Origin of the sequence: Hahella sp. CCB-MM4 (genome assembly GCF_002260525.1) — a bacterium.
GTDB lineage: Bacteria > Pseudomonadota > Gammaproteobacteria > Pseudomonadales > Oleiphilaceae > Hahella.
This window is the reverse complement of record NZ_MRYI01000133.1, coordinates 1-283: the sequence shown is the minus strand read 5'-3', so window position 1 is coordinate 283 and position 283 is coordinate 1. Positions and strand designations below refer to the sequence as shown.

The following is a 283-nucleotide window of genomic DNA, read 5'->3' as shown; positions in this document are numbered from 1 at the left end:
TTATTTCAAGAATAGGAGGAAATCATCGATAGGATGTTGTTTCAAGCGGAAGACGGCATGCGTGATCATGCGTAGTCGCGTGGGCTCGGGCAGCGACGGGGCCAGCGGGGCGCAGCTGATGCATGCCGCCGGCGGAGCGCTGGTGGTGCAGAGCCCGGCCGAGGCCGATTTCCCCTCGATGCCCCGCGCGATCCTGAGCCTCGGCATCCATGACCGTGTCCTCGATGCCGCGGACATCCCCGGTGCGATTCAGGACATCTTCGAGACCGGCATCCGCTATGCG

At 63.3% G+C, this 283-nt stretch carries 1 protein-coding gene; it reads left to right on the top strand.

What is annotated here, in order from left to right; translation table 11 throughout:
• Positions 1-28 precede the first annotated feature (28 nt).
• Positions 29-283 (top strand): chemotaxis protein CheB (locus tag BTA51_RS29255; RefSeq protein WP_305794083.1); only part of this gene is annotated, 255 nt, incomplete at its 3' end.